We start from the raw sequence: 24,592 nt of genomic DNA, 5'->3' as shown, positions 1-24,592 counted from the left end.
GGGCCTCCGTGACACGGCAACACCCTCGCCGCCGCCAGCCGGCGCGTGTCGGTTGGCCGGGGCTGGACCGCCGACAGTCTACGTCAGCGGTACCGCCGGCCCCGGTACGGCTGAGCCGGCGACCGGGGCGCAGGCCCGCGACACGGCCCAAGCCGGCGTCCCGCACCGGACGCTCCCGCGCGTCGTCACGCCGGGTCGGCGCCCCAGGCGGCGTGCACCAGGGCGGGAAGCACCTGGGCGGCCGGACCGCGCAGGTTCACGTCGGACACGGCGTCCAGGGGCGTCTCCTGCGGGTTGACCTGCAGCACGGTGGCGCCGAAGCGGGCAGCCACCTGGGGGATCTCGGCGGCGGGATACACCAGGCCCGAGGTGCCCACGGTCACCAGCAGGTCGCACGTGGACGCCGCCTCCACGGCGGCCTCCAACGCGGCGGTCGGCAACGCCTCGCCGAACCACACCACCCCGGGCCGGACGGGACCCGCGCAGCGCGCGCACCGGGGCGGAGGTACGCGCCGGCCGTCGCCCGGTTCCCCGGCGGCCTCGTGCGGCGTCGGCGCCGGACGGGAACAGGCGGAGCAGCGCGGCGCGAAGAGGCTGCCGTGCAGGTGGATCGGTGCGAGCGAGCCGGCGCGCTCGTGCAGGTCGTCGACGTTCTGCGTGACCACGACCGCGCCGGGCAGGCGTGCCTCGATCGCGGCCACGGCCACGTGACCGGCGTTCGGGCGGGCCCGCCGCACGGTGACGCGTCGCCACTCGTACCAGCCCCAGACCAGCGCGGGATCCTCGCGGAACGCCTCCGGCGTGGCGAGCCGCTGCGCGTCGAAGCTGCGCCACAGACCGGTGAGGGCGTCGCGGAAGGTCGGCACACCGCTCTCCGCGGAGACGCCCGCGCCGGTGAAGACCACGACGCGGCGCGCCTGCGCCAACAGCGCTGCGGCCTCCCGCATCGACCGCTCCCCCATCGCGCCTGCCCCCTTCGACCCGGACCCGTCGGGCAAGACTAGTGCGGTCTCGATGACGGTCGGGCGGCGCAGCGCCGGCTGTCGAACCCCGGGCGCTGGGGGTGGCGCGGGCTTCTTCGATGATGCGCACTTCGCCGGCCCACGCCCGCCCCGTTTCCCGACACGCGGACCGGCCGGGCGGCAAGGGCGAACCGGCCGACCTGCGCAATTGCTCCACCGGCCGGCACGAATCGCCGGAACGGTCACCGGAAATGGGAATCCCACGACACCGGGTGAGGGCTGGTGTGATCGCGTACGGCCCGACAAGAATGGGCCAGGCGCTCCAGCGGAAAGGCGTGTCGTCGATGATTGCACCGAAGGTCGTGTCCCGGGACGAGTGGGTCGACGCCCGAAAGGAACTGCTCGACCGCGAAAAGGAGATCACCCGCCTGCGGGACAGGGTCACCGCGCTCCGGCGCGAACTGCCGGCAGTCGCCGTCGAGAAGGACTACTCCTTCACCGGCCCCGCCGGCGCCGTCCGGCTAGCCGACATGTTCGAGGGACGACGACAGTTGATCGTCTACCATTTCATGTTCGACCCGGAATGGGCCGAGGGATGCACGAGTTGCTCGCTGCTGGTCGACAACTTCGGGCACCTCACGCACCTGCACGCCAGTGACACGACCCTCGCCGTGGTATCCCGCGCCCCGTTCACGACCCTCGCGGCATTCAAGAGCCGGATGGGCTGGCGCTTTCCCTGGTACTCCTCGCACGGCAGCGACTTCAACTACGACTTCCACGTCACCATGGACCCGGCAGTCGCCCCGGTGGAATACAACTACAAGGACGCCGAGACCCTGGCGGCCCAGGGCCTCACCCACCATTTGCAGGGCGAGGCCCACGGCCTGAGCGTCTTCGTCCGCGACGGCGACCGGATCCTGCACACCTACTCCGTGTACGGCCGCGGCCTCGACCCGCTGCTGAACACGTACAACTATCTCGACCTCACGCCGCTGGGCCGGCAGCGCTACGTCAACGAGTTCCCCCACCACGACACCTACGACACGGACGCGGCCGGCAGCCACACCCACTGACCACCCGCCGCGCCGTCGGTCATTCCGGCACGCAGTTGTTGCTCTTGCGCTTGACCGTGTACTCGGTGTCGTCGTGGGTGATGCCCGACGGCACCCCGTCGAAGTGCGCCTCGACCTTCTCCCAGCCCCGGCGCTGCTCGTAGTGCAGGTGCGGCGCCCCGGAGTTGCCGGTGCTGCCGACCCGCCCGATCTGCTCGCCCTGGGCGACCCGCTGACCGACCCGGACCAGCGGCGGTTCGAGCAGGTGCAGGTACTGCGTCTCCCACTTGCCGCCGTGGTCGATCTTCACCCAGTAGCCGCCGCCGCGGCCACGCGACCCGTCCGGGTCTTCGGGCGTACGGCCACCGAGCGATCCGTTGATCCCCGCCACCGTGACCTCCCCCGCGTAGGACACGAGCACCGGCCGTCCCCACGCCCTGCCCTCGGTCGGGAACATGTCCACGTCGTAGTCGTCGTGACCGGGATAGGTGCCCAGTTGCCAGGTCTCCCCGCACGCGACGGGAAGCTGGAACAGCGGGCGCGGACCCGCCGGCCGCAGCAGCGGCACCACCACCGCGACGACGAGGACGGCGACGGCGAGGACCACCGCGACCGCGCCGGAGACGAGCACGATCCGGGTGCGGCGGCTGCGGACGCGGCGGTGGGTGCGGGGGGTGGTGGGGCGACCGGTCGTCACCGGCCCGAGCATGGCAGACGCCGGCAAGGCGCCCCGCCCCGGGCGGCCGGCGGCAGCCGCGGGCCCTTCGACGGTACGGCGGCCCAGCGCGCCGGTCGACGACCTGCCCGCCCGACGGCTCCCCGGAGGCACCGGGCGCGGCTTCGGCGATCCCGCGTGGCACCCGCCCGCTGGTTGGGAGAGTGGGCGGGTGGCGATGAGCGCGTCGGGGGCCGGGCGGATCCGCGCCGCGGTGTCCGGGCGGATCCAGCCCGGCCCGGGCGGGGTGACACGCCCGGAACTGTTCCTCGACCTGGTCTTCGTCTACGCGTTCTTCAACGTCACCGAGCTGATGTCGGCGAACTTCCACCCCGTCGGGCTGTTCGAGGGTTTCCTGGTGGTCGCGCTGCTGTGGCGGTGCTGGGCGTCGTACGCCTGGCTCGGCAACACCGTGCGTTTCGACCGGGGCGTCATGCCACTGGTCGTCTTCGGGGCGGCGGCCGGCATCTTCGTGGTCGCGGTGTCCCTGTCGGCGGCTTTCACGGACCGGCCGGGTGGCCTGTGGGGTCCCCTCGTCTTCGCCGTCGCGTTCGTCCTGGTGCGCCTCGTACCGTTGGCGGTCACCACCCTCGCCGGGTTGAACGCCGGCGACAGGCCCCTGTTCACCCGACGCGCGTGGTTGCCGCTGTGCGTCACCTCGCCGCTGCTGCTGGTCGCCGCGTCCCTGCCGGCGTTGCTGCCGGACCGGCCGCCGGTGCGCCTCGCGCAGGTGGTGCTGTTCACCGTGGCTACCGCCGTCGACTACGCCGGCCTGGCGGGGCTCGGCTCGCGCGACTGGCGGCTCGGGTCCGTCGGGCACTGGGCGGAACGGCACAGCCTGATCGTGCTCGTCGCCCTCGGCGAGACGATCATCTCGATCGGCACCAGCCGGGGACTGGTCGGCGATCCGCCCATCACCTGGTCGGTGCTCGGCGGATCGGCCCTCGGCGTCCTCGTGGTGATCATGCTGTGGTGGACCTACTTCGACCTCGCCCGGTTCGCCGCCGAACAGTCGCTGCGGCGAATGCCCGGCGGCACCACGTCGCTGGTGGGCCGCGACGCCTACGCGCTGCTGCACCTGCCGATGGTCGGCGGCCTGATCCTGCTCGCGCTCGGCCTCAAACACGCCCTGAGCGCGACGGAGGTGAGCACCGCAGGCCGCTGGGGCACGGGCAGCGTGCTCGCCCTGCACGGCGGGGCGCTGCTCTACCTGCTCGGGCTGCTGGCCTTCGAGAAGCGCGGGTTCGACCTGGTGGGGCGCAGCGTGGTGCTCGGCATCGGGCTGCTGCTCGCCGCCGCACCGGTGGCTTTGAACGCGCCGGCGCTGGGATCGCTGGCGATCCTCGCCGCCTGCCTGGGCACCGCCGTGATCGCCGACCGTACCGTCTTCGCGCGTCGGCACCACTGGCTGCACGAGGCGGTCGCCGGCACGGTGCGGCGGGTGACGGTGGTCCGCCCGCACCAGCTCTTCCTCGACCTGATCGTCGTGTACGCGTTCATCCAGATCACCGTCCTGGTGACCCGCCAGCCGTCCCCGGCGGGGCTGGCGCAGGGCCTCGGTGTCCTGGCCCTGCTCTGGTGGTCCTGGTGCCTGTACGCCTGGCTGGAGAGCGTGGCACCCCGCGACACCACCCTGCTGCGGGCGACGGTGCTGGCGGCGGGCGCGGTGATCCTCGTGCTCGGCGTCGCCATCCCGCAGGCGTTCAGCCGCGTTCCCGGTGGGCTTCCCGGCCCACTGATCGTGATGGCCTGCTACGTGGCGCTGCGGGTACTGCACCTCGCCGCGTTCTTCCGGGTCGCGAGGGGCGATCCGGCGCTGCGAGCCCAGGCGACCCGGACCACTGTGCCCACCGCCGCGGCGCTGGCGCTGCTGGTGGGCGCGACGCTGACCTTTCCCCCGATCGGCCAGCCCATCTCGCTGCTCAGCGCGGCGTGCTGGACGGCCGCGGTGGTGGTGGACCTGGCGGGCGGCTACCTGACCGGTGCCAGGGACTGGGGGATCCGCTCCATCGCGCAGTGGACGCACCGGTACAACCTCGTCGTGCTCGTCGCCCTCGGGGAGGGCTTCATCTCCACCGGCGTCGCACTGGCCGAAACGTCGATCTCGGCGGCGTCCCTGGTCACCGTCGCGTTGATCGTCGCCCTGCTCGCCGCCCTGTGGTGGACGTACGTCGGCACCGACCGCGTCCTCGACCGGCGGCTGTCGCAGGTGTCGACCGGCCCACGCGGCGCGGCCCTGGCCCGGGACGCCTACACCTACCTGCACCTGCTGACCGTCGCCGGTCTGATCCTGGTCGCCCTCGGCCTGACGACGGCGCTGGCCCAGGCGGCCCAACGGCCGGGCGCGCCGCTGGCGTCGCTGGGACACGCCGCCCTGCACGGCGGCGTGCTCGTCTTCCTCGCCGGCGACCAACTGATCTGGCGACGCGCGACGGGCCGGTTCTGCCGGCGACGGATGCTCGCGCTGCTGGTGGTGGCGCTCGCCGCTCCGGCGACCGCCGCGCTGCCCAGCCTCGCGTCGCTGGTGCTGCTCGCGGCGGTCGGCGTCGCGGTCGCCACCACCACCTCGCTGCGTGCCGCCGCGCCGCCCGGCGGCCGTTGACCGGTGGAGCGGCGGTCCTCGGCAGGCGCCGGGCGGACGACGGGTCGGCGGGGCGGCCCGGCGACCGCCACAATGGGCGGCGTGCGGAGATCGACACGACGGCTGCTCGGCGAACTGGACGTGCTGGCCCACCGCGAGCGGATGGCGACGCTCGCCCGCCGCGCCCGCGAGGCGGCCGCCACGGGCGAGCTGCCGGAGATCCTGGCGGACCTGCGCGCCGAGGCGTCGTCGTACCACCGGTTCCTGGCCGTCACCGCCGCCGAGATCGTCGGCGACCACGCGGCGGTGCGGGCGGCGCTCGGCGACCGGCACGGCACGATCCGCGCGGTCGCCGTGAAGGCGGGCCTGCGCGCCGGCTGGCTCGCCGGCGACGACCTGCGCGCGCTCGTCCGGGACGCGCCGGCCGACCTGTGCCACCTCGTCTACCGGTCCCTGCGGCACCTGCACCGGCCGGCGGTCGCCGACGACCTGGTCGACGGCGTGCTGGGGCGCTTCGGGGCCGCCGAGGCGGTCGCCCTGCTGCCCGCCTGCGGGGCGGACACCGTCCGCCGGCTGCTGCCGGTCGTCGAACACGCGTTGTCGGGCTCGGTCTGCCTGGCCCGTCGCCACGGCGACGTGGTGCTCGACCACGCCGAGTCGACGCTGCCCCATCTCCACCCCGCCGAGCGGGACCGCTGGTGGACGGAGCACGGCACGAGGATCCTGGTCGCCGGCCGGCGCCGACCGGAGCGCGCGCTGACGCTCCTCGAACGGTACGCGCCCACCGGGTACCTCCCCGGCGACCTCGCGTACTACGGGCCGCTCGCCGCGTCGGCGCCGCGACGGATGCTGGCCCTGCTGACCGCGCCCTCCCGCGCGGACTGGGTGGCTCACCAGTGGCTGCCCCCGGCGCTGCTGCGTCGGCTCGCCCGGCTGCCGCAGGCGGACCTGGTCGCGCTGGGCCGGCGGGTACGCGGCCACAACAACGCCCTGGACCGGCTGCTGGGGGCGCTGCCCCCGGCGCGCCGGGGCGACCTGTACGACGCCGTGTTCGCCGACGTCGAGACGGCCACCCTGATCCCCGACGCGTCGCTGATGGAGGTGCTGCCGCACGACTGGCGGGAGCGGGAGGCACGCCGGGTGCTCGCCCTCGACGACGTCCGCCACGACGAGGCGCAGGTGCGGTCGTGGAGTGCCCTGCTGCCCTGGCCGGCGGCGTCGGCGGCCCTCACCCCCGCCCTGCGCGCCGCCGACGCGCACGACCGGGCCGTCGCGTACCAGCTGCTCCTGGCCGCCGCCCGGCGCAGCCGCCACCCCGCGGCGGCGGCCGAGGCCCTGACCTGGCTGGATCGGCTGCGCAACGAGCAGGACCCGGTCCGGGCCGTGGCGCTGACGGAGCTGGCGAACCTGGCCCCGTTGCTGCGCGCGGACGCCGTCGAGGCGCTGACCCGGATCACCGTCGACGCCACGACCACCCGCGACGCCTCGACGCGCACCCTCGCCGCGCTCGGCACCCTCGCCGCCCGGGTGCTGGGTCGGCACGTCGACGAGCCGGCCCTGCTGCGGTGGGCGCTGGACACGCTCGACCGGCTCTTCGGCGGGCACCGGCTGCCGCCGCTCGGGCGCTTCGACGAGACGCTGCGGCGCGGCCAGGAGGTGCTGGTCTTCGCCCGGCTGCGCGGATGGGTCGAGGCCGGTGTGGCCCGGGGGCAGTTCACCGCGTTGTTCGCGGTGACCCGGGCACTGGGGCGGCGGGCCTGGCAGCTGCCCGACCTCCAGGAGCTGCTGCGCCGGGCGACGACCCCCGGCACCGTGGCCGCCGTCGTGCGGGAGGCCGTCGAGCTGTGGCTGGCCGACCCGAGGACCCGGGCGCAGCGCGTGGCGTACGTGCTGGACTCCGACAGCTCCACCGTCACCCTCCCCACGGTGTGGCGGACCGTCAGCGCCCGACGTACCGACCTGCTCGACCGGGTGCTGCGTCACCCGCCGAGGGGGGCCTTCCTCACCGCCGGCACCCGCTGGATCCCGGGCCGGCCGGTGCACGTCGAGCGGTGGCTGCCGCGCCAGCAGGAGGCGTTCGTGCGGCTGCAGGCGCGCCTCGCCGCCGACGCCGGCACCCCGCTGCACCACCGGGCCGCCGCCGTACGGGCCGCCGCGCGGGTGCCCGACGCCGGGCGGGAGCTGGTGCTGCGCCACGTCGGCTCGCCGAACGTCACCCTGGCCGAGGCGGCCCTGGAGTCGCTGCCGTGGACCGACCGGCCCGCCGAGGCGCTGCCGCTGCTGCTGTCGCACGCCGACGACGAACGGGCCAGGGTCGCCCTGTACGCCGCCACCCGCGCCGTCCGCTTCACCCGCCCGGCCGACCTGGTGGCCCCGCTGTCCGGCGTCGCCCTGGGGCGGGGCAAGGTGACCAGCCGCAAGCAGGCGGTCCGGCTGCTCGGCCGCTTCGGTCCCCCGGAGGCGATGGCGGTACTGGTGTCGGCGTGGCGCCGACCCGGCCAGCACCGCGACGTACGGGCCGCGATCGTCGACGCCGCCCGGCAGCGACTGCACGCGCCGGAGAGCTGGCCGATCCTCGAAGAGGCGATCGTCGGGAGCCGGGAGGAGTCGCTGGCCGTGCTGGCGACCCCGCCCGGCGGAATCGCCGCACCGGATCGCCCCCGCTACGCCGCCCTCGTCGCCCGGGCCTGCGCGAGCCCCGACCGGGAGCTCAGCCGGCTGGCCTGGCCCCGGCTCGTGCACTGGCTGCCCTGGGCGCCCGACCTCACCGACCTGCTCACGGCGGCGCTCACCGACCTGGACGGGCAGCACGACTGGCAGTCGGTGCGCCTGATGCTGCCGGCGGTGCTCCGTCACCCGGACCGCCCCGAACGGGAGGTGCCCGTCGCCGCGCTGGACGCCCTCGTCCGGATCGACGGCGCCGACGCGGACCTCGGTGGCCCCGCCGGGGACCGCCCCGCCCGACGGCGGATCGACGACATCGTGGCCACGGCGGCCTGGACGCTCGGGCCACCGGTCGACCCCGCGCCGGTGCGGCGGGCGGCGGCGGAGCTGGGCCGGCACCGCGCGTACGTGGCCCAGGCGGGCACCCTGCTGACCAGCGCGCTGCCGCTGAGGGACACGACGTCGGCGCAGCTCACCGCCGAGATCCTCACGATCGCGGAGCTGGTGGCGGGCCGGCCGGCGCTCGCCGCCCGGCTCGCCCACCTGCTCGCCCAGCGCACCGCCTCCCCGGCGGCCCTGGACGCCGAGCCGACACTCGACACGGCCCGCGCCCTCGCCGCCCGGGGCGAGGACACCACCGGCCTGTTCGCGGTGGCACTGGCCGGCGCCGGCAGGGCGTTCGGCTGGTCCGCTCCCTGGCGCGACGTGCTCCACCTGCTGCGCGGACATCCGGTCGCCGACGTCCGCGACGCCGCCTTCGACATCTCGATGCAGGCGACGTGATCCCCTGAGGCTCGCCGGGACGACGGCCGTACGGCGATGTCCGCCTGCCCCGGTGCCCGCCGCCGCCGAAGCGGGGCAGCGGCCGTCCATGATGGCCGGTAGGGTGTCGTGGCCATCGACACGGGGGATCACGAATGAACGTGCGTAGGAATGCTCGTCTCGTCCTGGGCGTCGCCGTGCTCGGCGCCGGCGTCGCCGTCGGGCCGGCCGCCGCCGTCGCCGCGCCCGCGCCCGAGACCGCGAAGCTCGCCGCGGTCACGGAGAAGGACCCGGAGACGGGCAGGAACAAGCGGTACCAGGTCGGCCCGGACGAGGTCGCACCGGTCGCGCTCGGCGTCACCAACGTGGGCGACACCGCGACCAGGGGCCTCGTCGTCCAGCTGCGCGTCTACAACGACATCGACTTCGCCGCCAGGTACGACAACTGCTGGTACGCCGTCAACAGCAACCAGGACACGGCCTGGTGCGAGTTCGACGACCAGCTCGACGTCGGGGCCACCCTCGCGCTCACCGGCCCGGTCGTCAAGACCGCAGCCGGGGCCCAGGCGGATCGGCTCCCCGCCATCGTGTTCCGCTGGACGAGCAAGGAGTGGGCCGACGGGCACGGCGGCGTGCAGGCCCTGGCCCAGCAGGACGCGGGGCTGGACACCACGGCGGTGCGGGGCACCGGCGGCACGCTGAGCCTGACGGCGAGGACGCTGCCGATCTCGGCCAACAAGTCTCCGCTCAACTTCGCCTACGTGGGGCTCACGACCCCGCCGTCTCCCGAGCCGACCCCCTCGGCCACCACCTCGCCGACCGCCACGCCCTCCGGCGTGCCGAGCGCCGTGCCGACGACTCCCGGCACCAGCCCGGCCGCCCCCGGTGACGGTGGCGCGGGCGGCGGGCTGCCGGTGACCGGCGCGGGCACCACCACCCTGGCGGGCATCGGCGTCACGCTGCTGCTCCTGGGTGGCGGTGGCTACCTCGTCGCCCGCCGTCGCCGTACCCACTTCTCCGCCTGACGCACGCGGAAGCGCCCCCGATCCCCGCGGGTCGGGGGCGACCGGCGGGCGCGGTCAGTCGTCGGCGGCGGGGATGTCCTGCGGCAGCAGCGTACGCAGTTGCTCGGCGGTCGGCGCCGCCACGTCCGCGAGCCGTCCCGCCTGCCGTTCGATCATGGCGTTGAACAGCTTCCGCGCGCCCCGGCCGTTGCCGAACACCGGGTCGCGGACGGCCTCGACGAGCCGGTCCAGCAGGGCGTCGGCCGCCGGCGCGGTCAGGTCGTAGCCGTGCTGCCCGGCCAGCGCGGAGATGATGGCGAGCAGCTCGTCGGGGGCGTAGTCGACGAACTCGATGGTCCTGGTGAACCGGGACGCGAGGCCGGGGTTGGTGGCCAGGAACTGCACCATCTCCTCGGAGTAGCCGGCGACGATGACGACCGTCTCGTCCCGGTGGTCCTCCATCAGCTTCACCAGCGTGTCGATCGCCTCCAGCCCGAAGTCCGAGTTCGTGCCGAACGTGCGGGCCAGCGCGTACGCCTCGTCGACGAAGAGCACCCCGCCGAGGGCCCGCTCGAAGGCCGCGGCGGTCTTCAGCGAGGTGCTGCCCAGGTACTCGCCCACCAGGTCGACCCGCGCCACCTCGACGACCTGCCCCTTGGCGAGGACGCCGAGCTGCGCGAGCAGCCGCCCGTAGATCCGCGCGACGGTCGTCTTTCCGGTGCCGGGTGACCCGGCGAAGACGAGGTGCCGGCTCACCGGCGGCACCGGCAGGTTGGCCCTGCGGCGCTGTTCGCCGACGCGGATGAGCTGGATCAGCGTCCGCACGTCCCGCTTGACCGCGGCCAGGCCGATCATGCCGTCCAACTCCGCCAGCACGGCGTCGACGTCGACGCCGCCCGACGCCGGACGGGCGGGCATGCCTGCCTCGTCGGCGGAGCCGGCCCGGTCCCCGGGAGCGGGCACGACCGGGGCGGCCGGCTGTTCCGGGGCGGTCACCGACACCCGCGGGCGGTCGGCGCCCCGGACGGGCTCGCCGGCCACGTCGACGAACTCGCACCGGTCGACCAGCACCGGGGCGTCGGTCTCCACCTGCACGCCGTCCCCGCCGCAGGCGCGCAGCGTGCTGGCCCGCAGGGTCAGCCGGGACTGCTCCCGCAGCAGCAGCCCGGGACCGGTGGTCCCGGTTACCGTGCTGCCGGTGAGGTGCAGGGCGGCCTCGCCCGCCCCGGTCACACCGACGGCGCCGCCGGAGAACACCGCGTCGGTGAGGGTGACCGCGATCGCGTCGGTGCCGACCAGCCCCACCGGGGCGTTCTCCACCCGGACGTTCGTACCGGTGAGCCGGCCCGCTCCCCCGGCGGCGATCCCGCTGCTCGTCGCGCCCCGGACGGTGGCGCCGTCGAGGCGCACGTCGGCCTCGACGGTGCCGTCGAGCACCACTCCCGCCTCGCCACCGTCGACCGTCAGGTCCGTCAGGGTCGGGTCGCCGCCCTGCACGATGACCCCGTAGCGGCCCGGAGCCTCGATCCGCACGCCGGTGTACCGGCCGGCGGCGGCCCGGACCAGCAGCGCGTCCTCCCGCGACCGGAGCAGGACGCCGCCGCGCACCAGCGGCGCCGCCCCGTCGACCACGGCGATCGCGGGCAGCCGGCTGGCCGTCACGTCGCAGTCGGTGAACGTGCCACGCGCACCGCTGACGTAGATGCCGTTGCGGCCGACGCCCTCGATCCGGCAGCGGCGCACGTCAGGCTCGGCGCCGCCGGAGACCTCGACGCCGCAGCCCTCCAGGTCCGTCAGCTCGCACTCCTCGACCAGCCCCCCGGCGGACCCGCTGAACACCAGCCCGCTGCCGCGTCCGCCGGAGACCCGGCACCGCCGCACCGTCGGCCGGGACCGGCCGCCCGCGGTGACGGCCCCGACGCGTACGCCCGTGAAGTGGCAGTCCTCGACGGTGCCGCCACCGCCCTCGAAGGCATCGAAGCCCCGGTCGGTGTCCCGGACGTGGCAGTGCCGCACGGTGGGTCGGCTGTCCCGTTTGGACAGCACGGCGTACTCGTCGAGGTCCCACAGCCGGCAGTTCTCGACGACCCCGCTGCCGTCGACGAACGCCACGCCCCGACGCATCCCGCTGACGTCGCACATCCGCACGTGCGCGGTGCTCCGCTCGCAGAGCACGGCGTTGAAGGCCTGCCCGGTGACGACGCACGACTCGACCGTCAGGGCGGCGCGGAGCGCCGACACCGTCGCCGGCGCGTCGGCGCTCCACGTCCGCAGCGTCAGCCCCTGGAGCACGACCTGCGCGTCCTCGCCGTACACGACGGGCGCGGCGGCGCCGCTCTCCACCAGCACCGGCGGCCCGCCCGCCACCGCCGCCCGGATCGTGACGGCCTTCGACCGCACGACGATCTGCCCGTCGTAGCGGCCCGGCTCCACGACGACCACCGCGCCGTGCGGTGCCGCCGCCACCGCCGCCCCGATGTCCCGGTAGGCGTTCGCCCTGCTCAGCGAAACCAGCAGCGTCCGCACACCCACGTGACCCGTCCCCCCGCCCAGACCGCGCCGCCGACGGTGGCGAGGCACCAGGAGCATAGATCGGGCCCGCCGCCCGTCCGCCGCCCCCGGGCTCGACCTGAGCGTTCCCGTGCCCATGCCCGGCGCGACGGCCGCACGGCCTGCGCGGCCCCCGTGCTCAGAAGTCGTCGTCGAAGGCCACCGTGCCGCTCACCCCGACCTGGTACGCCGACACGCGCCGCTCGAAGAAGTTCGACAGCTCCTGGACGTCCTGCAACTCCATGAACGCGAACGGGTTGGTCGACCCGTAGTGGGCGGGTATGCCCAGCTGCGCGAGCCGCCGGTCGGCGACGTGTTGCAGGTACTCGCGCATGTCGGCCAGGGAGAGCCCGGGCACGCCCTGGCCGAGCAGGTCCTCGGCGAACTGGACCTCGCACTCGACGGCCTCGGCGAGCATCTGCCGCACCTGGGCGGCCAGCTCGTCGTCGAACAGGTCCGGCTCCTCCCTGCGGACCGTCTCCACCACGTCGAAGGCGAAGGCCATGTGCATGGACTCGTCGCGGAACACCCAGTTGGTGCCGGAGGCCAGGCCGTGCAGCAGCCCCCGGGAGCGCAGGAAGTAGACGTAGGCGAAGGCGCCGTAGAAGAACAGGCCCTCGATGCAGGCGGCGAAGCAGATCAGGTTGAGCAGGAAGGCCCGCCGGTCCTCCCGGGTACGCAGCTGGCGCAGCTCGCCCAGCGAGTCGATCCAGCGGAAGCAGAACTCGGCCTTGCGCCGGATCGACGGGATGTTCTCGATGGCGGCGAACGCGGCGAAGCGTTCGGCCTCGTCGGGCACATAGGTGTCGAGCAGGTTGAGGTAGAACTGGACGTGCACGGCCTCCTCGAACAGCTGCCGGGACAGGTAGAGCCGGCCCTCCGGCGAGTTGACGTGCTGGTAGAGGTTGAGCACGAGGTTGTTGGCGACGATGGTGTCGCCGGTGGCGAAGAACGCGACGAGGCGGCTGACCAGGTGCCGCTCGGCCGGGGAGAGCCGGTCGAGGTCGGCGAGGTCGGCGTGCAGGTCGACCTCCTCCACCGTCCAGGTGTTGCGGATGGCGTCGCGGAAGCGGTCGAAGAAGTGCGGGTAGCGCATCGGGCGCAGGGTGAGATCCATCCCCGGGTCGAGCAGCATGTGTGTGGTCCTCGGTTCGCTGGTGGTCGGGGTGGTCACTGGCAGGCCTCGCACGACTCGGGGTTCTCCAGGGAGCAGGCCAGCGCCTCGTCGACGGTCGCCACCGGCGCGACGAGGCCGGCGGCACGGGCCGGCCCGACGGGCGCGACGGTGGCCTGCTGGATCCGGGTGGCCGGCCGCGACCGCAGGTAGTAGGTCGTCTTCAAGCCGGCCTTCCAGGCGTACAGGTACATAGAGGAGAGCTTGCCGATCGTCGGCGCGGCCAGGAACAGGTTCAGCGACTGCGACTGGTCGATGTACGGGGCGCGGGCCGCGGCCAGGTCGATCAACGCCCGCTGCGGCAGCTCCCACGCGGTACGGAACAGCTCCCGCACCTCGGCCGGCAGTTCCGCGACGTCCTGCACGGAGCCCTCGGCGCGCTTGATCGCCGAACGGATCCGCTCCGTCCACAGGCCCCGGGCCTTCAGCTCGCGTACGAGAGCCGTGTTGACCTGGAGGAACTCCCCCGACAGGGTCTCGCGCTTGAACAGGTTGGACACCTGCGGCTCGATGCACTCGTAGCAGCCGGCGATCGAGGCGATGGTGGCGGTCGGCGCGATCGCCACCAGCAGCGAGTTGCGCAGCCCGTACGCGGCCACGCGCTCCCGCAGCGCGTTCCACCGTGCCGTCTGGGTGCCCGTGACGCCCCACAGGTCGGGTTGCAGCTGCCCGCGCGCCGCCCGCGTCTGCCCGTACGCCGGGTGGGGGCCCGAGCGTCGCGCCAGGTCGGCGGAGGTCTCCAGCGCCGTCAGGTACAGCTCCTCGCTGATCCGGGTGGACAGCTCCCGGGCGGCCGGCGAGTCGAACGGCAGTCGCAGCGCGAAGAACACGTCCTGAAGGCCCATCAGGCCGAGCCCGACGGGCCGCCAGCGGGGGTTGCTCGCCGCCGCCTGCGCCGTCGGGTAGTAGTTGATGTCGATGACCCGGTCGAGGTACGTCACGGCGGTGCGGACGGTGGCGCGCAGCCGCTCCCAGTCGATGCCGTCCGCGCCCAGGTGGGCGGCGAGGTTGACCGAGCCGAGGTTGCACACGGCGGTCTCGGCGTCGCTGGAGACCTCGACGATCTCGGTGCACAGGTTGGACAGGTGCACCACGTTGCCCGCCTCGGCGGTCTGGTTGCACAGCCGGTTCGCGGCGTCCTTGAACGTCATCCACCCGTTGCCGGTCTGGGCGAGGGTACGCATCATCCGCCCGTACAGCTCCCGCGCCGGGACCTGCCGCACGTAGCGGCCCTGCTCCTCGGCGGCCCGGTACGCGGCGTCGAACTCCTCGCCCCACAGGTCCGGCAGTTCCGGCACCACGTCCGGGTCGAACAGCGACCACACCCCGTCGGCCTCCACCCGGCGCATGAACTCGTCCGGGATCCAGTTGGCCAGGTTGAGGTTGTGGGTGCGCCGGGCGTCCTCGCCGGTGTTGTCGCGCAGTTGGAGGAACTCCTCGACGTCCGGGTGCCACGGCTCCAGGTAGACGCAGGCCGCGCCCTTGCGCCGGCCGCCCTGGTTGACCGCCGCCACCGAGGCGTCCAGCGTCCGCAGCCACGGCACGATCCCGTTGGACTGCCCGTTGGTGCCCCTGATCAGCGCGCCCCGGGAGCGCACCCGGGAGAAGGCGATGCCGATCCCCCCGGCGAACTTCGACAGGTTCGCCACCTGCGCGTACCGCTGGTAGATCGAGTCGAGCTCGTCGCGCGGGGAGTCGACCAGGTAGCAGGAGGACATCTGGGTGTGCCGGGTGCCGGAGTTGAACAGCGTCGGCGAACTCGGCAGGTACGCCAGGCTCGACATCAACCGGTAGAACTCGATCGCCTCGTCCGGTGCCTGCGACAGGCCGCAGGACACGCGCAGCAGCCAGTACTGCGGGGTCTCCAGCACCAGCCGGCTCGTCGGGTGGCGCAGCAGGTACCGGTCGTAGACCGTACGCAGCCCGAAGTACTCGAAGCGCAGGTCGCCGCGCGGGTCGACGGCGGCGTCGAGGGCACCGGCGTGGGCGGCGACGAAGGCCGCGGTGTCGTCACCGATCAGGCCCTCGGCGTGGCCGTGCCGGATCGCCTCGCTGAAGGAGCCGATGCCCTGCCGGCGGACCTCCTTGTCGACGTAGCCGGCCAGCAGGCGGGCGGCCAGCCGCGAGTACTGCGGCTCCTCACCGATCATCTCCGCGGCGGTCTGGATGGACAGCCGGTCCAGTTCGGCGGTCGTCGCCCCGTCGTACAGGCCGCTGATCGTCCGGGTGGCCACCCGCAGCGGGTCGACGTCGGCGAGGTCGTCGGCCCACCGCTCGACCGCGCGGACGATCCGGTTGACGTCGACCGCCTCGGTGCCGCCGTCGCGCTTGCGGACCCGCATCTGCGGCCGCCGCTGGCCCACCACGGCCGCATCGTCGGCCGGAAAAACCTCGGTGACTGTCACCACTCACTCCTCGCGAGCCTTGATCCCAGACGGATTTCCTGGGCACGCGCGGAGCGGACACCGACGACGACGCGCCGCAGGGCAACGCGTCGGGATGGCGTCGGCCGTCCCACGCGGCCTCGGACCGCCACACACCCGGAAGCGGGCGTACGGCGCACTGGCAGGTCTTCGGACTCGCGGGCGCGACCGGATAAGCCGGTCTCCTACTGGCCGTCGCTTCCCAGGCCGCTGGCGGCCCAGTGCTGATGACGGCGGTCGTTCCCACTCACCGCTGCGGGGCAGTCCCGGATTCCCACCGGGTTCCCTCTTGCCTCGACCACTCCGGATGAGCGGCCGAACCAGCTGCGCCGACACCATATATAGGGTTGGCGCCGTTGTCACACCCCACATGTCGGTCCCGGGCGTGTCGTCGGCGGCACGGGTCACACCCGTCGATCGCCAGCCAGAAGCCCGCGTCGATGCACCGGCCATGAGCTAGCGCCGCGACACGGTGCCGCAGCGCCGCTCTACCGCGGCGCCCCGCAAACGGTGATCAGGACGCCATGGACCCCAGAACCGCGGGTCACGTCCATGGCGTCCTGATCACGATCGGGTGGGGCTGTCGGCGCGCTGGTGGCGGTGGAGGAGGGCCGCGAGGCGTGGCGCGGCGGCGCCTTCCGAACGCCCGGCCTCAGCTCGGCGGTGTTCCTAGACCCGGGTGACCCGGACGGCGTCGGCCACCACGTAGCCGGTGGTGCTGGTCCAGCGGCTGACCGCGACCAGGTTCCGGTCGCCGGCAGCCAGCCCGAAGGTGCCCAGCGAGCGCCAGACGCCGCCGCTGGAGCGCTGGTCCACGTTGACCGTACGGTTGCCCGAGGCGGTGACGACGACGTGCGGGGCCGAGCTGTTGTAGCCGGGGTCGGCCGGGTGCCGCACCTCGACGCGGTAGTTGCCGGCCGCCGGGATGTTCACCTTGAACCAGGCGGAGTCGCTGGCCAGCGTGGGGTTGGCGAAGCGGTAGTCGGCCCCGTAGCGCTGGGCGGAGTACGAGGAGGTGCCCCAGTTGGTGCTCGCCGTGAACCGTCCCGCCGTGGTGTTGTCCACGATGGTGCTGAACGTGGGCGGGTTGGGCGCGCTCAGGCCGAGGTAGGCGGCGATGCCCTCGGCGTGGCCACGGGCGGTGGCGGTGATGAAGTCGGCGCGCTTGAGCAGGTTCGAGTCGGCGACGGAGTCGATGAAGAGGTTCTCGGTCAGCACCGCGGGCATGGCCGACTCGCGCAGCATGTGGAAGTTCGCGGTCTTCAGCCCCCGATCGGTGACCCCACCGATCGTCCGCATGCCGCCGATCACCCTCGGGTGCAGGGCGTTGTGCAGGTTGACGGTGGCGGCGTCCGACGTCGGGTAGCGGTAGCTCTCGAAGCCGGTGCCACCGCCGGAGTTGATGTGCACGCTCACCAGCAGGTTCGCGCCCCACGCGTTGGCGTCGTCGGTGCGGTACGCCAAACTGCGGGTGATGTCGGTCGTGCGCGACATCCGGACGTCCACGGCCCAGTTGGCCAGCAGAATGTTGCGCAGTTGCAGGGAGATGTCGAGCGTCAGGGCCTTCTCCTGCAGCCCGTTGCCGACCGCGCCGGGGTCGGTGCCGCCGTGGCCCGGGTCGATGTAGACCTTCGGCAACGCCGCCCACGCGGGGCCGGCGACCATGGGGACGGCCGCGGCACCGGCGACGGCCGCAAGGAGGGTACGCCGCCGCAGCGTCCGGTTGTCGAACATGTGCACCTCGTCATCGGAAGAGATCGACAGTGCCCGCAATATAGCGGCAGGTCGATGTCCGATGAAAGATGTCTACGCCAACTGATCTGGGCTCCGAAGGTTTCCTCCCCCTAGGGTCGTCGTGCCGTCACCACCGGCGATCGAGGGCCTACGCAGTCGTCGGACGCGCTCACGTCAGGGCACAGGGGGACCCGCAGTACGGGCAGAACGCGCGCTTGGCGTTCGACGTCACCTCGACATCGCACCGTGCACAACGGCCGTTCTCCCACAGCCCCTGGTCGATCCCGAGTCCACCGTCGTAGTAGTCACGGTCCGGCCAGGCGACCAGTTCCATGTCGAGACCCGGCTCGTCCTCGTAGTCGGTGACAGCGACCAGGGTCAGCGTGGTGCGCACGCCGTACTGGTCCTCGGTGAAGTGCGGCAGCACACGCCGCAGGACATCAACGAGTTCAGCAACCGGCAGCGCCACCAGCTGCTCGGCAAGACGTTCACGATCCTCGTCGGTGGACACGCGACCGACCATACGTCTCCGCGCACCGCCGCCGCCGGCCGCGTAAATCCCGGGCCCACCCTACGGAGTCACGACGCAAGGCTGGCCGTTCCTGGACCTCAGAAACCGCAGCCTGCGCAACTCGTCGGCGGCCGACCCGATCCCCATCCGGTTAGTCACTCACGCGTCTGCTTGCGGCTCTGATCCCTCACCTCCGCAGCGCAACTGAGCAACGACCTGGCCAGCGCCTCCGCCCGGTCCGCCGACAACCACAACGAACCGTGTGGCACGTCGTCATCGGGACCGGCCAACCCTTCCGTCAGAGTCTCCGCTGGCACTTCGACGTCAAGTCGAACGAAATGATGCCCCCTGCGGTAGTCGACGAAGGCATCCAGGTACCGGTCATCATCGAAGGTCACCGCCGCATGCTGCCACGACAGGGATGCCACCTCACCCCTCAGCCTCGACCGCTTCGTCCGAAAGAACAACGACGGGTCGGTGAGCTGCGAGAGAGCGGAACTCGCACTACGGCGTACCGGATGTGCCGCCCTCGCTCCCATAGGCTGCGTCACGCGAGAGGCCTTCGTCGCCCCCACCACCCCTACCACGCAGGCTGCCGCGCTTCGCTCTCCGAGCTTCCCGGTCGATCTGCTGGGCGGCACGCCTGGCCAATCGCAACTGCTCCTCGCGATCCAGCACCCGTGATGCTCCCCGACGCCGAGCCACCACCGCCACACCGGCGATAGCCAGCAGCAAGAATGCAACGACTCCCCATGCCGCGCCAGTCATACCCGCACGGTAACCAACACAGCCAACACCCTGCCATCCCGCCGTCGACCCCCGACGACCTGACCCGTAGCTCAGGCCTACGCGTCACTTGGCGTTGAAGTAGCTCGCCTCCGGGTGGTGCACCACGATCGCGTCGGTCGCCTGCTCCGGCATCAGCTGGAACTCCTCCGACAACTGCACACCGATCCGCTCCGCGCCCAGCAGCTCCACGATCTTCGCCCGGTCCTCCAGGTCCGGGCAGGCCGGGTAGCCGAACGCGTACCGGCAGCCCCGGTAGTCGGTGCGCAGCAGACCCGCCAGGTCCGCCGGGTCGTCGTCGGCCACCGTACGCCCGCCCGGCAGGGTCAGCTCGGCGCGGATCCGCCGGTGCCAGTACTCCGCGAGGGCCTCGGTGAGCTGTACGGACAGCCCGTGCACCTCCAGGTAGTCGCGGTACTCGTTGCGGGCGAACATCTTCGCCGTGTACTCGCTGATCGGCTGCCCCACGGTGACCAGCTGCAACGCCACCACGTCCAGCTCGTCGCCGCGCGGGCGGAAGAAGTCGGCCAGGCAGAGCCGCCGCTCCTGCCGCTGCCGGGGGAAGGAGAACCGCGCCCGCTCGGAGTGCCCGTTCTCGTCCAGCAGCACCAGGTCGTTGCCCTCGGCGTACGCCGGGAAGTAGCCGTACACCACGGCCGCCTCCAACACCTGGTCGGCGATCAGCCGGTCCAGCCAGTAGCGCAGCCGGGGCCGGCCCTCGGTCTCCACCAGTTCCTCGTAGGACGGTCCCTGCCCGCTGCGGGCGCCCCGCAGGCCCCACTGCCCGAGGAAGGTGGCCCGCTCGTCGAGCAGCGCCGCGTAGTCGGCCAGCGGCACGCCCTTGACCACCCGGGTGCCCAGGAACGGCGGGGCGGGCACCTCCACGTCGGTGGCCACGTCGGAGCGCACCGAGGCGTCGTCCAACTCCGGCAACGACTCGCTGACGATCGCCCGCTGCCGCTCGCGGCGCGCCCGTCGGGCCGCCAGGGCCGCCTCCCGCTCCGCGTCGATCACGGGCGCCCCGCCGCGCTTGGCCGTCATCACCCGGTCCATCAGCGACAGTCCCTCGAAGGCGTCCCGGGCGTAGTGCACCTGGCCGGGGAACATCGCCCGCAGGTCGTCCTCGACGTACGCCCGGGTCAGGGCCGCGCCGCCCAGCAGCACCGGCCAGCGCTCCGCGACCCCGCGCGACGCCATCTCGGCCAGGTTCTCCTTCATGATCACCGTGCTCTTGACCAGCAGCCCGGACATGCCGATCGCGTCGGCCCGGTGCTGCTCGGCGGCCTCCAGGATCGCGTTGATCGGCTGCTTGATGCCGATGTTGACGACCTCGTAGCCGTTGTTGGACAGGATGATGTCGACCAGGTTCTTGCCGATGTCGTGCACGTCCCCGCGCACCGTGGCCAGCACGATGCGGCCCTTGCCGCCGTCCTCGGCGGTCTCCATGTGCGGCTCCAGGTACGCCACGGCGGTCTTCATCACCTCGGCGGACTGGAGCACGAACGGCAGCTGCATCTGACCGGAGCCGAACAGCTCACCGACGACCTTCATGCCGTCGAGCAGGATGTCGTTGATGATGGACAGCGGGCTGCGTCCCTGCGCCATCGCCGCGTCCAGGTCGGCCTCCAGGCCGTTGCGCTCCCCGTCGATGATCCGCCGCTTGAGCCGCTCCTCCAGCGGCAGCGCGGCCAACTCCTCCGCCCGGCCGGCGCGCGCCGACGCCGCGTCCACGCCCTCGAAGATCTCGATGAACCTCTGCACCGGGTCGTAGCCCTCGCGGCGGCGGTCGTAGACGAGGTCCAGCGCCACCTCCCGCTGCGCGTCGGGGATCTTGTTGAACGGCAGGATCTTGCTGGCGTGCACGATGGCGCTGGTCAGGCCGGCCTCGCGGCACTCGTGCAGGAAGACCGAGTTGAGCACCTGCCGGGCCGCCGGGTTGAGTCCGAACGAGACGTTGGAGATGCCGAGGGTGAAGTTGACGCCCGGCCAGCGGCGGGCGATCTCGCGGATCGCCTCGATAGTCTCGATGCCGTCGCGCCGGGTCTCCTCCTGGCCGGTGGCGATCGGGAAGGTCAGCGCGTCGATCAGGATGTCCGCGCGGTCCATTCCCCACCGCCCGGTGAGGTCGTCGATGAGCCGCCCCGCGACCCGCACCTTCCACTCGGCGGTGCGCGCCTGCCCCTCCTCGTCGATGAGCAGCGCCACCACGGCGGCGCCGTGCTCCTTGACGATGGGCATCACCCGGGCGTAGCGGGACTCCGGCCCGTCACCGTCCTCGAAGTTGACCGAGTTGACCACGCACCGGCCGCCGAGCATCTCCAGGCCCGCCTCGACCACCTGCGGCTCGGTCGAGTCGAGCATGATCGGCAGGGTGGAGGCGGTGGCGAAGCGGCCGGCGAGTTCCCGCATGTCCTGGGTGCCGTCGCGGCCGACGTAGTCGACGCACAGGTCCAGCAGGTGCGAGCCGTCGCGGGCCTGGCTACGGGCGATCTCCACGCAGGCCCGCCAGTCGCCGGCGAGCATGGCCTCGCGGAACGCCTTGGAGCCGTTGGCGTTGGTGCGCTCCCCCACCATCAGCAGGGAGGCGTCCTGGGCGAACGGCACCGGGTGGTAGACCGACGAGACGCCGGCCTCGTGCCGCGGCTCGCGGGGTGCCGGGCGCGTGCCGTGCAGGCGCTCCGAGAGGACCTGGATATGCTCGGGGGTGGTGCCGCAGCAGCCGCCCACCAGCGAGACGCCGTACTCGGTGACGAAGCGCTCCAGCGCGTCGGCCAGCTCCACGGGGGTCAGCGGGAAGTACGCCCCGTCGGCGGTCAGCACCGGCAGGCCCGCGTTCGGCATCACCGACAGCGGAATCCGGGAGTGCCGGGAGAGGTAGCGCAGGTGCTCGCCCATCTCGGCCGGTCCGGTCGAGCAGTTCAACCCGATCAGGTCGACGCCCAGCGGCTCGATGGCCGCCAGCGCCGCCCCGATCTCGCTGCCCACCAGCATGGTGCCGGTGGTCTCCACGGCGACGTGGCAGATGATCGGCACCGTCCGGCCGAGCCGGGCCATCGCCCGCTTCGAGCCGACGACGGCGGCCTTGACCTGGAGCAGGTCCTGGCAGGTCTCCACGATTAGCGCGTCCGACCCGCCCTCGATCAGGCCCTCGGCGTTCTCCTGGTACGCGTCGCGCAGGGTCGCGTAGTCGGCGTGCCCCAGGGTGGGCAGCTTGGTGCCCGGGCCGATCGAGCCCAGCACGAAGCGGGGCCGCCCGGGGGTGGCGTACGCGTCGGCGGCCTCCCGGGCGAGGCGGGCCCCGGCCTCGGAGAGCTCGCGGATGCGGTGCTGGATGTCGTACTCGGCCAGGTTGGCCAGGTTGGCCCCGAAGGTGTTGGTCTCGACGCAGTCCGCGCCGGCGGCCAGGTACGCCTCGTGCACCCCGCGCACGACGTCCGGTCGGGTGGCGTTGAGGACCTCGTTGCAGCCCTCGTAGCCCTCGAAGTCGTCCAGGGTGAGGTCGGCCGCCTGCAGCATCGTGCCCATCGCGCCGTCGGCGATGAGGATCCGGTCTGCCAGTACGTCGAGCAATGAGGTGCGCACAGGATCAGGTTAGTGCCGTCGCCCGCCGATGGATTCCCCCGCACGTGCCTTCCCACATTGTGTCAGCGGGATCACGCTGTCCGGTTCATCGTGGTATGGCCGGCCGCAGCCGGGCTCGACCGGCGCGGCCGACGGGCCGCATCCCGCCCCGACACGTAGGCTGACGGACGTGAAGGACAACAGCGACAGCACCACGCCCGGCGGGCGGACGACCGGGTCCGGTCCCGGCGCCGCCCCCGACGAGCAGGGTGAGGTGACGGCGTGACCGAGTTCGACGGACTGCCGGTGCTGCGGTCCCCCGTGGCGATCGCCGCGTTCGAGGGCTGGAACGACGCCGCCGACGCCTCCACCGCCGCCGTCGAGCACCTGGAGCAGGTGTGGCAGGCCCGGCAGGTCACGGAGCTGGACCCGGAGGACTTCTACGACTTCCAGGTCAGCCGCCCCACGATCACCATGGCCGAGGGCGAGACCCGCCGGGTGGAGTGGCCGACGACGCGCTTCATGGTGGCCAGCCCCGAGGGCACCGAACGGGACGTCGTGCTGATCCGGGGCATCGAGCCGAGCATGCGGTGGCGCACCTTCTGCGAGCAGGTGCTGGAGATCTGCCACAGCCTGGAGGTCGAGCGGGTCGTCGTGCTCGGCGCGCTGCTGGCCGACGTGCCGTACACCCGGCCGCTGCCGATCAGCGGCAGCGCCTCCGACGCGGAGGCCGCCCAGCGCTACCAGCTCACCCCCACCCGCTACGACGGGCCGACCGGGATCGTCGGCGTGCTGCACGACGCCTGCAACAAGGCCGAGGTCGACGCCGTCTCGTTCTGGGTGCACGTGCCGCACTACGCCAACAACCCGCCCTGCCCGAAGGCCACCCTCGCCCTGCTGCACCGCGTCGAGGAGGTGCTCGACCTGCCGGTGCCCATGGCCGACCTGGCCGAGGAGGCCGCCGAGTGGGAGCAGCGGGTGCGCAGCGCCGCCGAGCAGGACGCCGAGCTCGGCGAGTACGTGCGTGAGCTGGAGGAACGCGTCGGCGACGCGGGCATCACCCCGCTGACGGGTGACGAGATCGCCCAGGAGTTCGAGAAGTACCTGCGCCGCCGCGGCGGCTCCGCCGGCCCCACGGCCGGCTCCTGGTAGCTCCCTCCCCTGCCGCACCGGCCCCGGACGCGCGTCGTCCGGGGCCGGTCTTTTGCGTGTCCGGGGTGGCGCCGTCACCACCCCTAAGGCATCCTAGGAACCTAGCTGTCATCGAGGAGGCGAGCATGCAGATCAACCCGGGGGCGGCCGAGTTCCCGCACCGGCAGATCGCCGCGCAGCTCAAGACCCAGATCCGCCGCGGCGACTGGGCACCGGGCGAGCGACTGCCGTCCATCCCGGCCATCGCCGAGATGTTCGGCGTGGCGAAGCAGACCGTGCAGCGCGCCGTCGACCAGCTACGGGTCGAGGGCATCCTGATCACCAAGCCCGGCTCCGGGACGTACGTCCGAGGCACCCGGCGGCGGCTCAACCGGCTCTCCCGGGGCCGCTACGGCGGCTTCCGCGGCTACCACACCGACCTGGCCGCGCGGTACCGGCAGCAGCTCGTCTCCGTCGGCAGGGCCCCCGCCCCGCCGGAGGTGGCCGACGCGTTCGGGGTCGCCGACGGCACCGACCTGCTCTGCCGCCGCCACCTCGTGCGCACCGAGGACTCCCCCGTCGAGGTGGGCGCCTCGTGGTTCCTGCCCGCCGACACCGCCGGCACCTCACTCGAACGCGCCGAGGCGTTCGGCCGGCCGCTCTACCAGGAGGCCGAGGAGGCCACCGGCCGGCGGTACGTCTCCGCCACCGACACCATCAGCGCCCGCCAGCCCAGCCGGGAGGAGGCCGAGATCCTCCAGATCCGCCCCGACACCCCGGTGCTGCACCTGCTGCACGTGGCCTACGACGGCCACCGCAAGCCGATCGAGGTCGCCCAGGCCACCTGGCCCGGCCCGGTCACCACGCTGACCGAGGAGTACAAGATCCCCGCCCCGGCCCCCGACCCCACCCCGGACCCGGGCCTGATCCTCGGCTGACCGCCCCACCCCACCCCGCCCCACCCCACCCCGCCCCGGCCCGC

At 73.1% G+C, this 24,592-nt stretch carries 15 protein-coding genes and 1 riboswitch; of the genes, 6 read left to right on the top strand and 9 right to left on the bottom strand.

The window, feature by feature from the left end; genetic code table 11:
- Positions 1 to 185: 185 nt before the first annotated feature.
- Positions 186 to 947: an SIR2 family NAD-dependent protein deacylase gene (locus tag ACN27A_RS02325; protein ID WP_421449442.1), complete on the bottom strand. Its 762-nt coding sequence runs from the start codon at positions 945 to 947 to the stop codon at positions 186 to 188.
- A 359-nt stretch (positions 948 to 1,306) separates the two neighbouring features.
- Between ACN27A_RS02325 and ACN27A_RS02320 the strand changes: the two genes are divergently transcribed.
- Complete coding sequence (locus ACN27A_RS02320; protein WP_421449440.1) at positions 1,307 to 2,035, top strand: DUF899 domain-containing protein; 729 nt, start codon at positions 1,307 to 1,309, stop codon at positions 2,033 to 2,035.
- Positions 2,036 to 2,054: 19 nt separating this feature from the next.
- Here ACN27A_RS02320 and ACN27A_RS02315 read toward each other — a convergent pair whose 3' ends face one another.
- Positions 2,055 to 2,723, bottom strand: a complete 669-nt coding sequence (locus ACN27A_RS02315; protein WP_421449438.1) for a M23 family metallopeptidase — start codon at positions 2,721 to 2,723, stop codon at positions 2,055 to 2,057.
- 184 nt (positions 2,724 to 2,907) lie between these two features.
- Between ACN27A_RS02315 and ACN27A_RS02310 the strand changes: the two genes are divergently transcribed.
- From ACN27A_RS02310 to ACN27A_RS02300, 3 genes are all read left to right on the top strand, one after another.
- Entirely contained in the window at positions 2,908 to 5,331 is a 2,424-nt protein-coding gene (locus ACN27A_RS02310) for a low temperature requirement protein A (RefSeq protein ID WP_421449437.1), read from the top strand.
- Positions 5,332 to 5,412: 81 nt separating this feature from the next.
- The gene (locus ACN27A_RS02305; protein WP_421449435.1) at positions 5,413 to 8,757 is read left to right on the top strand and encodes a hypothetical protein; all 3,345 of its coding nucleotides are present in this window, start codon (positions 5,413 to 5,415) and stop codon (positions 8,755 to 8,757) included.
- Between the two features lie 134 nt (positions 8,758 to 8,891).
- Positions 8,892 to 9,761: an LPXTG cell wall anchor domain-containing protein gene (locus ACN27A_RS02300; protein WP_421449434.1), complete on the top strand. Its 870-nt coding sequence runs from the start codon at positions 8,892 to 8,894 to the stop codon at positions 9,759 to 9,761.
- Positions 9,762 to 9,815: 54 nt separating this feature from the next.
- Here the strand turns inward: ACN27A_RS02300 and ACN27A_RS02295 are convergent, their stop codons facing one another.
- From ACN27A_RS02295 to metH, 7 genes are all read right to left on the bottom strand, one after another.
- A complete protein-coding gene (locus ACN27A_RS02295; RefSeq protein WP_421449432.1) occupies positions 9,816 to 12,272 on the bottom strand; it encodes a right-handed parallel beta-helix repeat-containing protein in 2,457 nt (818 codons plus the stop codon).
- 157 nt (positions 12,273 to 12,429) lie between these two features.
- The gene (locus tag ACN27A_RS02290; RefSeq protein ID WP_357577512.1) at positions 12,430 to 13,425 is read right to left on the bottom strand and encodes a ribonucleotide-diphosphate reductase subunit beta; all 996 of its coding nucleotides are present in this window, start codon (positions 13,423 to 13,425) and stop codon (positions 12,430 to 12,432) included.
- Positions 13,426 to 13,460: 35 nt separating this feature from the next.
- The gene (locus ACN27A_RS02285; protein WP_421458351.1) at positions 13,461 to 15,806 is read right to left on the bottom strand and encodes a ribonucleoside-diphosphate reductase subunit alpha; all 2,346 of its coding nucleotides are present in this window, start codon (positions 15,804 to 15,806) and stop codon (positions 13,461 to 13,463) included.
- Between the two features lie 206 nt (positions 15,807 to 16,012).
- Positions 16,013 to 16,227: riboswitch (cobalamin riboswitch) on the bottom strand.
- Positions 16,228 to 16,556: 329 nt separating this feature from the next.
- A complete protein-coding gene (locus ACN27A_RS02280) occupies positions 16,557 to 17,621 on the bottom strand; it encodes an N-acetylmuramoyl-L-alanine amidase (RefSeq protein WP_357577503.1) in 1,065 nt (354 codons plus the stop codon).
- Between the two features lie 169 nt (positions 17,622 to 17,790).
- A complete protein-coding gene (locus ACN27A_RS02275) occupies positions 17,791 to 18,132 on the bottom strand; it encodes a hypothetical protein (protein ID WP_421449429.1) in 342 nt (113 codons plus the stop codon).
- Between the two features lie 155 nt (positions 18,133 to 18,287).
- Positions 18,288 to 18,530: a hypothetical protein gene (locus ACN27A_RS02270; RefSeq protein WP_421449427.1), complete on the bottom strand. Its 243-nt coding sequence runs from the start codon at positions 18,528 to 18,530 to the stop codon at positions 18,288 to 18,290.
- Between the two features lie 454 nt (positions 18,531 to 18,984).
- Positions 18,985 to 22,500: a methionine synthase gene (gene metH / locus ACN27A_RS02265; RefSeq protein ID WP_421449426.1), complete on the bottom strand. Its 3,516-nt coding sequence runs from the start codon at positions 22,498 to 22,500 to the stop codon at positions 18,985 to 18,987.
- 261 nt (positions 22,501 to 22,761) lie between these two features.
- On the opposite strand from metH, the gene ACN27A_RS02260 reads away from it, so the two are divergent.
- Together ACN27A_RS02260 and ACN27A_RS02255 are read left to right on the top strand one after the other, a co-directional pair.
- Positions 22,762 to 23,631, top strand: coding sequence for a PAC2 family protein (locus tag ACN27A_RS02260; protein WP_101409578.1), 870 nt, complete (start codon positions 22,762 to 22,764; stop codon positions 23,629 to 23,631).
- A gap of 125 nt (positions 23,632 to 23,756) precedes the next feature.
- Positions 23,757 to 24,548, top strand: coding sequence for a GntR family transcriptional regulator (locus tag ACN27A_RS02255; protein ID WP_421449424.1), 792 nt, complete (start codon positions 23,757 to 23,759; stop codon positions 24,546 to 24,548).
- The last annotated feature ends 44 nt before the right edge of the window (positions 24,549 to 24,592 follow it).

The sequence above is a fragment of the Micromonospora sp. WMMD737 genome (assembly GCF_049179055.1).
GTDB lineage: Bacteria > Actinomycetota > Actinomycetes > Mycobacteriales > Micromonosporaceae > Micromonospora > Micromonospora reichwaldensis.
The sequence above is the reverse complement of the archived record's forward strand: the minus strand, read 5'-3'. Positions and strand labels throughout refer to the sequence as shown.

What these genes read in the sequence shown, in the direction of transcription:
- ACN27A_RS02315 (WP_421449438.1), bottom strand. Translation starts at nt 2,723, where the DNA reads ATGCTCGGGCCGGTGACGACCGGTCGCCCCACCACCCCCCGCACCCAC.
- ACN27A_RS02300 (WP_421449434.1), top strand. Translation starts at nt 8,892, where the DNA reads ATGAACGTGCGTAGGAATGCTCGTCTCGTCCTGGGCGTCGCCGTGCTC.
- ACN27A_RS02290 (WP_357577512.1), bottom strand. Translation starts at nt 13,425, where the DNA reads ATGCTGCTCGACCCGGGGATGGATCTCACCCTGCGCCCGATGCGCTAC.
- ACN27A_RS02310 (WP_421449437.1), top strand. Translation starts at nt 2,908, where the DNA reads ATGAGCGCGTCGGGGGCCGGGCGGATCCGCGCCGCGGTGTCCGGGCGG.
- ACN27A_RS02285 (WP_421458351.1), bottom strand. Translation starts at nt 15,806, where the DNA reads ATGCGGGTCCGCAAGCGCGACGGCGGCACCGAGGCGGTCGACGTCAAC.
- ACN27A_RS02280 (WP_357577503.1), bottom strand. Translation starts at nt 17,621, where the DNA reads ATGTTCGACAACCGGACGCTGCGGCGGCGTACCCTCCTTGCGGCCGTC.
- ACN27A_RS02325 (WP_421449442.1), bottom strand. Translation starts at nt 947, where the DNA reads ATGCGGGAGGCCGCAGCGCTGTTGGCGCAGGCGCGCCGCGTCGTGGTC.
- ACN27A_RS02255 (WP_421449424.1), top strand. Translation starts at nt 23,757, where the DNA reads ATGCAGATCAACCCGGGGGCGGCCGAGTTCCCGCACCGGCAGATCGCC.
- ACN27A_RS02320 (WP_421449440.1), top strand. Translation starts at nt 1,307, where the DNA reads ATGATTGCACCGAAGGTCGTGTCCCGGGACGAGTGGGTCGACGCCCGA.